This is a genomic window from Micromonospora sp. NPDC007271 (genome assembly GCF_040634005.1).
Classification (GTDB): domain Bacteria; phylum Actinomycetota; class Actinomycetes; order Mycobacteriales; family Micromonosporaceae; genus Micromonospora.
On record NZ_JBEYER010000017.1, the window covers coordinates 55,233 to 67,883 of the forward strand.

15 protein-coding genes are annotated in these 12,651 nt (G+C 73.3%); 10 read left to right on the forward strand and 5 right to left on the reverse strand.

Translation table 11 applies throughout. From position 1 onward, the window contains the following. Positions 1–72 precede the first annotated feature (72 nt). The 3 genes from ABZ570_RS09000 to ABZ570_RS09010 all read left to right on the forward strand — a co-directional run bounded on the left by ABZ570_RS09000 (position 73) and on the right by ABZ570_RS09010 (position 2,918). On the forward strand, positions 73–291 hold the full coding sequence (locus tag ABZ570_RS09000) for a DUF3039 domain-containing protein (protein ID WP_358059191.1): 219 nt from the start codon (positions 73–75) through the stop codon (positions 289–291). A gap of 40 nt (positions 292–331) precedes the next feature. Then, the gene (locus ABZ570_RS09005; RefSeq protein ID WP_358059194.1) at positions 332–982 is read left to right on the forward strand and encodes a TRIC cation channel family protein; all 651 of its coding nucleotides are present in this window, start codon (positions 332–334) and stop codon (positions 980–982) included. Between the two features lie 199 nt (positions 983–1,181). Then, positions 1,182–2,918: a DEAD/DEAH box helicase gene (locus ABZ570_RS09010; RefSeq protein WP_358059197.1), complete on the forward strand. Its 1,737-nt coding sequence runs from the start codon at positions 1,182–1,184 to the stop codon at positions 2,916–2,918. Positions 2,919–3,074: 156 nt separating this feature from the next. Here ABZ570_RS09010 and ABZ570_RS09015 read toward each other — a convergent pair whose 3' ends face one another. Next, positions 3,075–3,308: a hypothetical protein gene (locus tag ABZ570_RS09015; protein ID WP_358059199.1), complete on the reverse strand. Its 234-nt coding sequence runs from the start codon at positions 3,306–3,308 to the stop codon at positions 3,075–3,077. A 247-nt stretch (positions 3,309–3,555) separates the two neighbouring features. Then, positions 3,556–5,166: an RNA polymerase sigma factor gene (locus ABZ570_RS09020; RefSeq protein WP_358059202.1), complete on the reverse strand. Its 1,611-nt coding sequence runs from the start codon at positions 5,164–5,166 to the stop codon at positions 3,556–3,558. A 281-nt stretch (positions 5,167–5,447) separates the two neighbouring features. On the opposite strand from ABZ570_RS09020, the gene ABZ570_RS09025 reads away from it, so the two are divergent. Continuing rightward, the gene (locus ABZ570_RS09025) at positions 5,448–6,269 is read left to right on the forward strand and encodes an inositol monophosphatase family protein (protein ID WP_358059262.1); all 822 of its coding nucleotides are present in this window, start codon (positions 5,448–5,450) and stop codon (positions 6,267–6,269) included. A 126-nt stretch (positions 6,270–6,395) separates the two neighbouring features. On the opposite strand, the gene ABZ570_RS09030 is transcribed toward ABZ570_RS09025, so the two are convergent. Then, complete coding sequence (locus ABZ570_RS09030) at positions 6,396–6,911, reverse strand: LytR C-terminal domain-containing protein (RefSeq protein WP_358059265.1); 516 nt, start codon at positions 6,909–6,911, stop codon at positions 6,396–6,398. A gap of 438 nt (positions 6,912–7,349) precedes the next feature. Between ABZ570_RS09030 and ABZ570_RS09035 the strand changes: the two genes are divergently transcribed. Together ABZ570_RS09035 and ABZ570_RS09040 are read left to right on the forward strand one after the other, a co-directional pair. Continuing rightward, positions 7,350–7,646: a DUF4193 domain-containing protein gene (locus tag ABZ570_RS09035; protein WP_073835372.1), complete on the forward strand. Its 297-nt coding sequence runs from the start codon at positions 7,350–7,352 to the stop codon at positions 7,644–7,646. A gap of 237 nt (positions 7,647–7,883) precedes the next feature. Then, the gene (locus ABZ570_RS09040) at positions 7,884–8,612 is read left to right on the forward strand and encodes a hypothetical protein (protein WP_358059268.1); all 729 of its coding nucleotides are present in this window, start codon (positions 7,884–7,886) and stop codon (positions 8,610–8,612) included. Between the two features lie 102 nt (positions 8,613–8,714). On the opposite strand, the gene ABZ570_RS09045 is transcribed toward ABZ570_RS09040, so the two are convergent. Next, positions 8,715–9,212: a DUF3093 domain-containing protein gene (locus ABZ570_RS09045; protein ID WP_358059205.1), complete on the reverse strand. Its 498-nt coding sequence runs from the start codon at positions 9,210–9,212 to the stop codon at positions 8,715–8,717. Between the two features lie 86 nt (positions 9,213–9,298). Here ABZ570_RS09045 and dut point away from each other — a divergent pair, with 86 nt between their 5' ends. The 4 genes from dut to ABZ570_RS09065 all read left to right on the forward strand — a co-directional run bounded on the left by dut (position 9,299) and on the right by ABZ570_RS09065 (position 11,916). Beyond that, positions 9,299–9,796 (forward strand): dUTP diphosphatase, encoded by a 498-nt coding sequence (gene dut / locus ABZ570_RS09050; protein WP_358059208.1) that lies wholly within the window; start codon positions 9,299–9,301, stop codon positions 9,794–9,796. A gap of 25 nt (positions 9,797–9,821) precedes the next feature. After that, entirely contained in the window at positions 9,822–10,514 is a 693-nt protein-coding gene (locus ABZ570_RS09055) for a DUF3710 domain-containing protein (RefSeq protein ID WP_358059211.1), read from the forward strand. 341 nt (positions 10,515–10,855) lie between these two features. Next, on the forward strand, positions 10,856–11,236 hold the full coding sequence (locus ABZ570_RS09060) for an OB-fold nucleic acid binding domain-containing protein (protein WP_358059214.1): 381 nt from the start codon (positions 10,856–10,858) through the stop codon (positions 11,234–11,236). After that, a complete protein-coding gene (locus ABZ570_RS09065) occupies positions 11,233–11,916 on the forward strand; it encodes a DUF3159 domain-containing protein (RefSeq protein ID WP_358059217.1) in 684 nt (227 codons plus the stop codon). Before ABZ570_RS09060 ends, ABZ570_RS09065 begins: the two co-directional genes overlap by 4 nt. Positions 11,917–11,956: 40 nt before the next feature. Here ABZ570_RS09065 and ABZ570_RS09070 read toward each other — a convergent pair whose 3' ends face one another. Continuing rightward, positions 11,957–12,649: a TrkA family potassium uptake protein gene (locus ABZ570_RS09070; RefSeq protein ID WP_358059220.1), complete on the reverse strand. Its 693-nt coding sequence runs from the start codon at positions 12,647–12,649 to the stop codon at positions 11,957–11,959. Positions 12,650–12,651: the final 2 nt, after the last annotated feature.

Genomic DNA, 12,651 nt, shown 5'->3' on the forward strand with positions numbered 1-12,651 from the left:
GCCGCCTCCGGACCGGCCTACGGTGGACCGGCCGCGGCGGACCTGCGAAACTGAAAAGTTGGAGGTGCAGACATGAGCACACAGGTTCTTGAGCGTCCCGAGGTGAAGGACGCCGACACCGGCCCGGAGATGTTCCACTACGTCCGCAAGGAGAAGATCGCCGAGAGCGCGGTCATGGGCACGTACGTCGTCGCGTTGTGCGGGGAGACCTTCCCGGTGACCAAGGCGGCCAAGCCGGGGTCGCCGGTCTGCCCGAAGTGCAAGGAGATCTACGACTCCTGGGACCAGTGACGGTGGGCGGCCCGGCCGCCCGCCCACGTAACCTTCGCCGGTGACCACCTCCACCGCCCTGCTCGTCGCCGACCTCACCGGTGTCGCGGTCTTCGCCGCCTCGGGCGCCTCCGCGGCGGTGGCCAAACGGCTCGACCTCTTCGGCGTGGTCTTCGTCGGCGTGGTCGCCGCGCTCGGCGGCGGGATCTTCCGGGACCTGGCCATCGACGAGGTCCCACCCCTGGCCTTCGCCGACTGGCGGTACGCGGTCACCGCGGCGGCGACCGCCGCCGCGGTCTTCTGGCTGCACCCGCAGCTCGCCCGGCTGCGTACCACCGTGCTGGTGCTCGACGCGGCCGGTCTCGCCCTGTTCACCGTCACCGGCACGCTCAAGGCCCTCGAGGCCCACGTCCCGCCGGTCGGGGCCTGCATGATCGGCATGCTCACCGCGATCGGCGGCGGCCTGGGCCGGGACCTGCTCACCGGGGAGATTCCGGTGGTGCTGCGCCGGGAGATCTACGCCCTCGCCGCGCTCGCCGGGTCGGTCCTGGTGGCCCTGCTGTCGGCGTACGGGCGGGCCGGCACGCTGCCGTTGGTTGGTGCCGCCGCCTTCGTCTTCGCGCTGCGGCTGGTCTCGCTGCGCCGACGCTGGTCCGCCCCGGTCGCCGTCCTACGCCCACCCCGCACCGGCACCCGCGACCCCCGGGGCTGACCGTCGACGCCGGGTGCCCCGGGCGGGCGTCGGTGGGACCGGGGGATGTGACCAGCGTGGCGTCGAGTGGGGAGAAGCAGCCCCGCTGGTTATGCTGAGTCGGCCTTCGCGGCACCGGATGCGCGAGGGCGTTTTCATGGGCGGCGGTACCCGTGGCCCTCGGCCGGGCCCGCCGTACGAAAGCGGAGAGGAGCTACGGGTGGCACCGCGGTTGCCGGCGCTCGACACCTTCCCGCCCCTGCGGGCCTGGCAACGCAAGGCGATGGTGGACTACCTGCGCCGCCGTAGCGAGGACTTCACCGCGGTCGCCACACCCGGCGCCGGCAAGACCACCTTCGCCCTGCGGATCGCCGCCGAGCTGCTGAACGACGGCACCGTCGAGGCCGTCACCGTGGTCGCCCCGACCGAGCACCTGAAGACCCAGTGGGCGCAGTCCGCCGCCCGGGTCGGCATCCAGCTCGACGCCGCCTTCCGCAACGCCGACCTGCACTCCTCCGCCGACTTCCACGGGGCCGTGGTCACGTACGCCCAGGTCGGCATGGCGCCGCAGGTGCACCGCCGACGCACCATGACCCGGCGCACGCTGGTCATCCTCGACGAGATCCACCACGCCGGCGACGCCCGGACCTGGGGCGACGGCGTCAAGGCGGCCTTCGAGCCCGCGGTACGCCGGCTGATGCTCACCGGTACGCCGTTCCGCTCCGACGACAACCCGATCCCGTTCGTCAGCTACGAGCGGGGCGGGGACGGCCTGCTCCGCTCCCGCGCCGACTCCGTCTACGGCTACTCCGACGCGTTGCGCGACGGCGTCGTCCGGCCGGTGCTCTTCCTGGCGTACTCCGGCGAGACCCGGTGGCGGACCAACGCCGGGGAGGAGTTGGCCGCCCGGCTGGGCGAACCGATGACCCAGGACCTCGTCGCGCAGGCGTGGCGGACGGCCCTGGACCCGGCCGGCGACTGGATGCCCCAGGTGCTGCGGGCCGCCGACGCCCGGCTGACGGTGCTGCGCAACGCGGGCATGCCGGACGCCGGTGGTCTGGTGATCGCCAGCGACCAGCAGGTCGCCCGCTCGTACGCCAAGCTGCTCGAGCAGGTGACCGGCGAGAAGGCGGCGGTCGTGCTCTCCGACGACCAGGGCGCCTCGGCGCGGATCGCGACGTTCGCGGCGTCCGAGCAGCGCTGGCTGGTCGCGGTGCGGATGGTCTCCGAGGGCGTCGACATCCCCCGGCTGGCCGTCGGCGTCTACGCGACCAGCGCCAGCACCCCGCTCTACTTCGCGCAGGCCATCGGCCGGTTCGTCCGGGCCCGCCGGCCCGGGGAGACCGCCTCCGTCTTCCTGCCCAGCGTGCCGCACCTGCTCGGGCTGGCCAGCGAGATGGAGGCCGAGCGGGACCACGTGCTCGGCAAGCCGAAGGACTCCGACGGCTTCGACGACGACCTGCTGGAGCGCGCCCAGCGCGACGACCAGGCCAGCGGCGAGCTGGAGAAGCGGTTCGCCGCGCTCTCCGCGACCGCCGAACTGGACCAGGTGATCTTCGACGGCGCGTCGTTCGGCACCGCCGCGCAGGCCGGCACCCCCGAGGAGGAGGAATACCTCGGCCTCCCCGGGCTGCTCACCGCCGACCAGGTCGCGATGCTGCTCAGCAAGCGGCAGGCCGAGCAGCTCGCCGCGCAGCGGCGCAAGACGGCCCAGCGGGCCGCCGAGCCGACCGCCGAGCCGGCCGTTGAGGCGCCGCCGCCACCGATGAGTGCCGCCCAGCGCCGGGTGGCGCTCCGGCGCCAGCTCAACGCGCTGGTGGCCGCGCGACACCACCGCACCGGACAGCCGCACGGCAAGATCCATGCCGAGCTCCGCCGGATCTGCGGTGGCCCCCCGAGCGCCCAGGCCACGATCGAGCAGCTCGAAGAGCGCATCGCCACCGTCCAGACCCTCTGACCTGTCGGTAAGGAAGGGCCCCTTCTTAACGCCTGCGGTAGAGAAGGGTGCCCTTCTAACCCGGGCGGGGTGGGTGAGTGGGGGTATGCGAAAGGCCGGCCGGAGGCACCTTTCGGTGCCTCCGGCCGGCTATGTCGTGGTTGTGCTGTTGCGGATTCAGTTCGCCATCATGTCGGCGCCGCGCCAGGTGAACTCGGGGTCCGCCGCGAACCGTACGGTGATCTTGACGAGATCCTCCGCGTACTTGTTCGCGTGGTGCCCACAGAACACCAGCTCGCTCCCACCCGCCAGAGTGATCCGGAGCTTGCCGGCAGCATTGCAGCGGTCGCACCGTTCATCGGCGGCCGGGGGGCTCACCGTCTCGGGCGGCGGCGTGAGGGTCGGGGTCATCGCCTTCCTCCTCTGGTCGTCACCGATGAACACTCTCTTCGGTCGTTGCTCACCTATCGTGCAACACCCATCTCGGGCCCTGCCTTCCCTGTGTGCCCGCGGGGGACCGAGGTCACACCTGGCGCGGAAGACAGTGTGCCGTGCACCAAGGGTGCCACGTCAACGATCACAAACAGGCAACCGACCGATCACCAAAGAGTGTTCTACGGCTGGTGATCAAACCGACACGACTGGTTGACGTGCACGGTCAGTCCAGGTAGTCGCGGAGCACCTGCGAACGCGAGGGATGCCGCAACTTGGACATGGTCTTGGATTCGATCTGCCGGATGCGCTCCCGGGTCACGCCGTACACCTGGCCGATCTCGTCCAGAGTACGGGGCTGGCCGTCGGTGAGGCCGAAGCGGAGGCGTACCACACCCGCCTCGCGCTCGGAGAGCGTCTGCAGAACCTGCTGGAGCTGGTCCTGGAGCAGCGAGAACGAGACCGCGTCGACCGCGACCACGGCCTCCGAGTCCTCGATGAAGTCGCCGAGCTGGCTGTCTCCCTCGTCACCGATGGTCTGGTCGAGCGAGATGGGCTCCCGGGCGTACTGCTGGATCTCCAGCACCTTCTCCGGTGTGATGTCCATCTCCTTGGCCAGCTCCTCCGGGGTGGGCTCGCGGCCCAGGTCCTGGAGCAGCTCGCGCTGGATCCGGCCGAGCTTGTTGATCACCTCGACCATGTGCACCGGGATGCGGATGGTGCGGGCCTGGTCGGCCATGGCGCGGGTGATGGCCTGGCGGATCCACCAGGTGGCGTAGGTGGAGAACTTGTAGCCCTTGGTGTAGTCGAACTTCTCGACCGCGCGGATCAGGCCGAGGTTGCCCTCCTGGATCAGGTCGAGGAAGGCCATGCCGCGACCGGTGTAGCGCTTGGCCAGCGAGACGACCAGCCGCAGGTTCGCCTCCAGCAGGTGGTTCTTGGCCCGCTCGCCGTCCCGCGAGATCCAGAGCAGGTCGCGCTGCATGTCCCGGGTGAGCTTCTCCTCGCCCTCCTCGGCGGCGCGCAGCCGCTCGGCGGCGTAGAGGCCGGCCTCGATCCGCTTGGCGAGCTCGACCTCCTGCTCCGCGTTGAGCAGCGGCACCTTGCCGATCTGCTTGAGGTAGGCCCGGACGGAGTCGGCGGAGGCGGTCAGCTCGGCGTCGCGACGCGCCTGCTTGAGCGCCTCGGACTCCTCGTCGTCCCACTCGAAGTCGTTGTCGCTGGCGGAGTTGGCCGCGTCGGCCTCGGCGGCCTGGGTCAGCTCGGCCGGCTCGTCGACCACCACGTCCTCGATCTCGGCGGCCAGCTCCTCCGGGTCGATCTCGCCCTCGGGGCCCTCGCCCTTCCCCGCCGCCTTGGTCCCCTTGGTCCCGGCGGTCTTCGCGGCCACCGTCGCCTTGGTGGCCCGGGTGGCCTTGGTCGGCTTCGCCGGGGCGGCGGCCTTGGCGGCCACCTCGGCAGTGGTGCCGGCGGCCTTGCGGGCGGTCGCCTTCCGCGGCGCGGGGGCCGGAGCCTCCTCGGCGGCCGGCGCCTGCTTCGGGGCGGGCGGGGCGGCCTTCTTGGTGGTCTTGGCGGTGGTGGCCCGGGAGGCGGGGGTGGCGGACCGGGCGGCGGCCACCCGGCGGCGGGTGGTGGCGGAGCCGTCCACGACCACCGTCACTCCTGCCTCCGAGAGCGCACGCAGGATCTTCTTGGCCTGGGCCGGGGTCACCTCAGCGGACTCGACGGTGCGCGCGAGCTGGGCCGACGTGAGCTGGCCGCCGGCGCTCTGCGCGTGGGCGATCAGGGTGTCGGTGAGCGAGCGAACGTCGGCGCCGGTGTGGCGGGGTTCTGTCACGAAGACCTTCCGGAGGCGAAGAGCGAGCACGGCCGGTTCGTCCGGCGCAGCACGGTACGCCGTGCCGGGCGATGTCGTTGAGGGCCCTCGTGTCCCGGACCGGCCGGTCAGTGGTGGTCCGTGGCGCGTGGGCAGGGTGAATTGTAACGCCGTCTGCGGCGATCATTCGGCGCCGCACGGCGGACCTGCGGACGGACCACCGATTCGGCGCAGATGTGGACTTTGTAAGGATGATACCCGCGGGCGATCCGGACAGCCCGATCGTGCGGGAAGGGGACAACATGATCCGCTCCGGGCCCACGCCCCGGGACCTGCTGGAGATCGCCGTCACGGTGGCCCGGGACGCGGCCGACACCGCGCACCGGATGCGGGCCCAGGGGGTCTCCGTGGCCGCGACCAAGAGCACGGTCACCGACGTGGTCACCGCCGCGGACCGGGCCGTCGAGCGCCAGGTGCTGGACGCCCTGCGGACGCTCCGGCCGGGCGACGCGGTGCTGGGTGAGGAGTACGGCGCGGGGGAGGCCGGCCCGGCCGTCGACGGCGGGGTGCGCTGGATCGTCGACCCGATCGACGGCACGGTCAACTACCTCTACGGCCTGCCGTACTGCGCGGTCTCCCTGGCCGCCGAGGTGGCCGGCGAGGTGGTGGCCGGGGTGGTACGCAACGTGGCGACCGGCGAGGAGTGGACGGCCACCGCGGGCGGCGGCGCCTGGCGGGACGGGCAGCGGCTGCGCTGCTCCACCGAGACCGACCTGGGGCAGGCGCTGATCGCCACCGGGTTCGGCTACGACGCCGGCCGCCGGGCGCACCAGGCCCGGGTGGTCGCCGAGCTGATCCCGTACGTCCGGGACATCCGCCGGATGGGCGCCGCGGCGCTGGACCTCTGCCTGGCCGCCGAGGGGCGGCTGGACGCCTACTACGAGAAGGGGCTGGCCGCCTGGGACCTGGCCGCCGGCGGGCTCGTCGCGCGCGAGGCCGGGCTGTTGGTGACCGGCCTGTCGGGGCGGCCCCCCGGCCCGGACCTGGTGATCGCCGCACCGCCGGCGCTCTTCGAGCCGCTGCACACCCGGCTCGCTGCCCTGGACGCCTCCGGCGGACCCTGACCACCGTCCGCCGCCGGCAGGCGACAATTTCGCCGAAAGAGTGGCCTGCCGGCGTGGGCGGCCGCCCTTTCGGCGGAAATTGTTTGGAGCCTGTCTGCGCCGATCGGCGGAATCGGTGCGGGACGGTTACTGGTCGACCGGGGCCGGGCAGGTGCCGGCCGGGGCGACCGGCGAGCCGAGGTCGCCGAGGGACTGGTTGACCTCGGTGGTCGTGGCCAGTTGTTGGAATCCGTTGCCGAGGATCACATCGACCGTGTCGTCCGTGCGCTTGATGTCGAACTGCGGATCGGCGTTGTCGAGGAAATAGGCCCGCAGCAGGTGCGCGGAGCCGACGCCCTTGGGCCCGTAGCGCAGCACTGCGACGTCGTCCACGGCCTTGGGGGCGTTGCCCACCTTCTTGACCTGGAACTTGCGGTTACGGAACTCGTCGGCGACATTGCCGGCCACGCCGGGCTGGTCGCTGCCGTTGAGGACGTTGATCTTCACGTCCTTCCGGTCGCGCAGCGTGACGTCGGCCAGTGGCCAGCCCGCGGGGCAGTCCTTGCCGGTGCCCGCCTTGCTCTGGGTGTCGCGTACCACCGCCACGACGACGAAGACCAGGGCGACGACCGCCAGCAGACCGACGACAACGAGTGCCCGCACTCGCGCAAAACTCATCTGGGCGCTCCCCGCACAGTGGTTGGGTGGCGGCGGCCGCTGGCGGTCGGGCCGCCCGGCCGGCCGTCGAGTACGCCGCTGAGGTTAACGGGTGTCCGGCCGTCGCGTGGAAACAGTCCGACATGCCGGCGCGCCAACCGGGGAACGGGTACTACTACCCCTATCTTCGTGTCGCCTGAGTCACATTGGGAACAACTTCGGGCGCAGGGGCGTACATCTCTGCCACGAGGGCGGTATACATGCCTCGCCGAAAGGGGGGGGGTAAGGTTCCGCGCTCGCTGGGGAGTTCCTCTCTGGCGGGACCCGGCCCACCGGTCGTCGGGTCGGGTGACCGACACAAATGGTGGCCGGCCAGGGGAACCGAAGCACGTCCTCCGGCGTTACAACCGGAGGCGATCATATCGATATGGGAGAGTGAAACCGATGGCCACCGACTACGACGCCCCGCGTCGCGACGAGGTCGACCTCGGCGAGGACAGCCTGGAAGAGCTCAAGGCCCGGCGGGTCGACTCACAGTCGGGTGCTGTGGACGTCGACGAGGCCGAGGTGGCCGAGAGCTTCGAGCTGCCCGGCGCCGACCTGGCCGACGAGGAGCTCACGGTCAAGGTGCTACCGATGCAGCAGGACGAGTTCCGGTGCGCCCGCTGCTTCCTGGTCCACCACCGCAGCCAGCTGGCGGTCGAGCGCAACGGCGAGCTGATCTGCCGCGAGTGCGCCTGACCCCGGCGCGTGTCACCGGCGGCGGCCTCCACGACGGGGCCGCCGCTGTTCGAGTCACCGTGCGGGTATCGCGAGGAGCTGCTTGACTCGTACCGGCGGCTGCCGCCGGGCGAACGGGAGGGCGGACGGGTGAGCGAGCGCAGCGAGGAGGGCGCCGGGCCGGGCGCCGAGGGGCCCACCGACGGCGCTGACACCGGGCGATCCGCCGCGGCCACCGGTGCCGGTGACGCGGACCAGCTGGGCGCGACCGTCGCCGCGCTCACCGCCGACGACATCGTCCCCGCCCGGCGCCGGCAGCTGCTCGCCCGGGTGGCCGGCCAGGCCCGGGCCCGTGGCCTCAGCGACCTGTTCAAGCCGAAGGCCGCGCTCCGCTGGATGACGGAGACGATCGCGGAGGTCGCCCCGCACGTACCGGTCCGCGACCTGGCCACCCTCCGCCGGCACTTTCCCGGCCTGAGCGACGACGCACTGGCCGAGCGGCTGGTCCGCAACGCCGCCCGGGCCACCGCCGGGGTCGGCGCGGCCGGCGGCGGGATCGCCGCGGTCGAGTGGACGGTGGCGCCGACGCTGCTCTCCGCGCCCGTGTTGCTGGCCGCCGAGACGATCGCGGTGGTCGCGATCGAGCTCAAGCTGATCGGCGAGCTGTACGAGGTGCACCGGATGCCGCTGCCCACCAGCGGCACGGAGCGCGCGGTGGCCCTCGTGCAGTCCTGGGCCAGCCAGCGAGGGGTCAACCCGATGATGCCGGGGGTCGGGGTGAGCGCGGTGCTCGGCACCGCCGCCCGCCGGGAGTTGCGGGACCGGCTGCTGCGCCGCTTCGGCCGCAACCTGACCACCCTCGGGCCGTTCCTGACCGGGGCCGCCGTCGCCGGCTTCCTCAACCGCCGGGCCACCCGGACCCTCGCCGACCAGGTCCGCAAGGACCTGCGCCGGCAGGCCCGCCAGCTGCCCCCGGCCCCGCACTGACCTGACTCAGCCGCCGCGGCCCTGCTCGGCCGAATCAACGCCGGCTCAGGCGGCGGCCCTGGCTCAGCCGCACCGGCCCCTGGCTCAGCCGGCGGTCCTGGCTCAGGCGGCGTCGCGGGCGGCGAGGATGGCCGCGGCCAGCTCCACCGGGTGCCGCGTGCTCACCACCCAGAACGGGGTCGGATCCGCCGGGTCGTCCAGGATCACCTGCACCGCGCCGCCGATCCACGGCCGCTGCACCACGAACGCGAGCGGGTCGGACCCGACGCCGAGCACCTCGCGCCGACCGACGGCGTCCAGCGGGACCACCTCGGCGACGTAGCGCACCGGGAGGCGCGCGTCGTCCACCCGCAGCTCCCCGTCGGTGACCGCGATCCGGACCCGGCTCAGCCACGCCAGCGCGGCCACCGCCGCCGGGATCAGGACCGCGAACGGCAGCCAGGAGCGCAACCCCGGCGCGCCCATCCAGAGTTCGACGGCGAGCAGCCCGGCGAGGGCGATCCCCACCGGCCAGGCCCACCAGGGCAGCCGCAGCCGCTCCGCGTACGCCGACGTGGCCACCGACGCAGTCGGGGCGGGTGAGGACGACGACAGGCTCACAGTCCGAGGGTACGGCGCACGCCGGGCCGGGCAACCGGCAGGATGGCAGGGTCACCCCCGCAAGGACCGGACGGAAGAGGAAGACCGTGACAGACGTCGTACCCGTGCCCGTACGGCAACTCGACCCGGAGCTGCCGCTGCCGGCGTACGCCCATCCCGGCGACGCCGGCGCGGACCTGGTGGCCGCCGCGGACGTGGAGCTGCCGCCCGGCGGGCGGGCCCTGGTACCGACCGGCGTGGCCGTCGCGCTGCCCGAGGGGTACGTCGGGCTGGTGCACCCCCGATCGGGGCTGGCGGCCAGGCTCGGCGTGACGGTGCTCAACGCGCCCGGTACGGTCGACGCCGGCTACCGGGGTGAGATTCTGGTCAACCTGATCAATCATGATCGGGAGACGCCGGCGAAGATCAGCCGGGGCGATCGGATCGCCCAGCTCGTCGTCCAACGGGTCGCGCGGGCCGGGTTCCAGCCGGTGGCGGAGCTGCCCGCGTCCCGGCGCGGCACCGGCGGGCACGGCTCGACCGGCGGCCACGCCGGGCTCGTCCCGGCTCCGGCGAGTGGGCAGACGGAAGAGGTGGCACGGTGAGTGTGAACAGCGGAGGGTGGGCGCAGTGATGTTCTCTCGAAAGCGGGCCGGCGAGGCGCGGCACGCGGGTGCCGAGCGGACCACCGAGGTTCTCGAGTCCGAGGAGACCGGCGAGCCGACCCCGTCGGCCCGCGGCCCGTACGACATCTCCGAGGCGCCCGACGAGCCCCGGCTCGACCTGGGCAGCCTGCAGATCCCGGCGGTGCCCGAGGTCGAGGTGCGGGTGCAGGCCGACCCGCAGGGCGTGATCCAGCAGGTCGTGCTGGTGCACGGCGAGAACGCCCTGCAGCTCGGCGTCTTCGCGGCGCCCCGCTCCGAGGGCATCTGGGACGAGGTGCGCGAGGAGATCCGGCAGTCGCTGTTCAACGACGGCGCCGCCGCCCAGGAGGCCGAGGGGGAGTACGGCACCGAGCTGCGCGCCCGGGTCCGCACCCCGGACGGCCTGACCGACCTGCGCTTCGTCGGCATCGACGGGCCGCGCTGGATGGTGCGCGGGGTCTACCAGGGCCACGCCGCCAGCGACCCGGCCGCGGCCGGCCCGCTGGCGCTCTGCCTCAACGGCCTGGTGGTCGACCGGGGCCAGGAGGCCAAGCCGGTCCGCGAGCCGCTGCCGTTGCGGCTGCCCCGCGAGGTGGCCGAGCAGCAGGCCGCCGAGCAGCAGGCCGCCGAGCAGCAGGCCGCCGGGCAGCAGCCGGCGCCGGGGCAGCGCGAGGCCTGAGTCGTACCGTGCCGGGCCCGGTCCCGTCGGCCACCGTCCGACGGCGCCGGGCCCGTCGTGCGTCCGGGCAGGCCGCGGTACGCGGGTGAGCTGTCCCGCCCACGCCGCCACCGCGGCGAGCTGTCCCGCCCACGCGGGCCCGCGGCCGAGCTGTCCTGCCCCACCGCGGCTCCGCGTGCGAGCTGTCCTGCCCCACGCCGGTTCCGCGTGCGAGCTGCCCCGCCCCCGCCGGCTCCGTCGGCGGGCCGGTTCGGCGTACGCTGGCGGGACGGTTCCGGCATCGCGGGGCCGGGCCAGTGCCGGCGCGGGCCGGTCAGCGTGGAGAGGGTGACGCGGAGGTCATGACGACCGACGAGGGTCGGGTGTCGCTGCGGCGGCTCCTGCATCGGCTCACCGCGAGCGAGGCCGAGATCGAGGCGCAGGAGCTGCGCCGGGAGAGCGCCGAGTCCGGCGGCATGCCGGCCCGGCAGTGCACCCGGGGCCAGGTCGTCTCGGTCGCCGGGCGGCTGCGTACGGTGGTCTACACGCCCCGGACCAACCTGCCCACGCTCGAGGCGGACCTCTACGACGGCAGTGACGTGGTCACCCTGGTCTGGCTGGGCCGGCGGCACATCGCCGGCATCGAGCCGGGCCGGCACCTCACCGCCCGCGGCCGGGTGGCGGTCCGCGACGACCGCAAGGTGATCTACAACCCGTACTACGAGCTGGAGACGCCGAAGTGACGACCGGACAGCACCCGACCGCCGAACCGGGGCTCGGGCCGGAGGACGAGGAGCGGCTGCCCAGCCTCGCCGAGCAGATGGCCGACCAGCTCGGCGGCTGGCGGGGCCTGGTCGAGTCGAGCATCCCGGTGGTGGTCTTCGTGATCGCCAACGTGGTGGGCGAGCTGCGCCCGGCGGTGATCGCCTCGGTGGCCGTGGCCCTGCTGATCGCCGGGCTGCGGCTGGCCCAGCGCCGGCCGGTCCGGCACGCCGTCAACGGCCTGTTCGGCGTCGCCGTCGGCGCCGCCATCGCCTGGCGTACCGGCAACGAGCGGGACTTCTACCTCCCCGGCATCCTCTACGGCATCGGCTACGGCCTGGTGCTGCTCCTGTCGGCCGCGGTGCGGCAGCCGCTGGTGGGCTGGATCTGGTCGGTGCTGGTCGCCAAGGGCCGGTCGGAGTGGCGGGACGATCCCCGGCTGGTGCGCACCTTCACCCAGCTCACCGTGCTCTGGGGCGTGGTCTGGCTGGCCAAGGTCGGCGTGCAGGCCGGGCTCTACCTGGCCCACCAGGACACCGCGCTGGGCGTGGCCCGGCTCGCGCTGGGCTACCCGCCGTACGCGCTGCTGCTGCTGATCACGGTCTGGGCGGTGCGTCGGGTGACCCGGGAGACCGCGCCGCGACCGCTGCCGGGGGCCTGAGCCCCCAAGCGGCACCGGGCCCGGCGGGCCGGACCCGGACTCAGCCCCGGTCGTGGTTGCCGCGCTCGGCGCTGGTCGGGCCGAGGATCACCGCCCGGACCTCGTCCTCCACCTCGGCCGTGCACACGAAGATCAGCTCGTCGCCGGCCTCGATCGGGTCGTCCGGGCTGGGCACCAGCACCCGCTTGCCGCGCAGGATCGCCACCAGCGCCGCGTCCCGGGGGATCGGCACCGCGTGGATCGGCTGCCCCACGTACGGCGCGGTGGGCGGCAGGGTGATCTCGACCAGGTTCGCCTCGCCCTGCCGGAACGTCATCAGCCGGACCAGGTCGCCGACCGTGACCGCCTCCTCGACCAGGGCGGCCATCACCCGCGGCTTGCTCACCGCGACGTCGACCCCCCACTGCTCGGTGAAGAGCCACTCGTTCTCCGCCCGGTTGACCCGGGCGACCACGCGGGGCACCGCGAACTCGGTCTTGGCCAGCAGCGACACCACCAGGTTGACCTTGTCGTCGCCGGTGGCGGCCACCACCACGTCGCAGCCGGCGACGTTGGCCTCCTCCAGGCTGGCCAGCTCGCACGCGTCGGCGAGCACCCACTCGGCCGCGGGCACCCGGTCGGGGCGGAGCATCTTGGGCTGCCGCTCGATCAGCATCACCTGGTGCCCGTTGTCGATCAGCTCCTGGGCGATCGACCGGCCCACGTTGCCGGCGCCGGCGATGGCGATCCGCATGG

Coding starts and splice junctions, on each gene's coding strand:
- ABZ570_RS09000 (WP_358059191.1), top strand. CDS start 73: ATGAGCACACAGGTTCTTGAGCGTCCCGAGGTGAAGGACGCCGACACC.
- ABZ570_RS09015 (WP_358059199.1), bottom strand. CDS start 3,308: ATGACCCCGACCCTCACGCCGCCGCCCGAGACGGTGAGCCCCCCGGCC.
- ABZ570_RS09025 (WP_358059262.1), top strand. CDS start 5,448: ATGATCCGCTCCGGGCCCACGCCCCGGGACCTGCTGGAGATCGCCGTC.
- ABZ570_RS09035 (WP_073835372.1), top strand. CDS start 7,350: ATGGCCACCGACTACGACGCCCCGCGTCGCGACGAGGTCGACCTCGGC.
- ABZ570_RS09060 (WP_358059214.1), top strand. CDS start 10,856: ATGACGACCGACGAGGGTCGGGTGTCGCTGCGGCGGCTCCTGCATCGG.
- ABZ570_RS09070 (WP_358059220.1), bottom strand. CDS start 12,649: ATGCGGATCGCCATCGCCGGCGCCGGCAACGTGGGCCGGTCGATCGCC.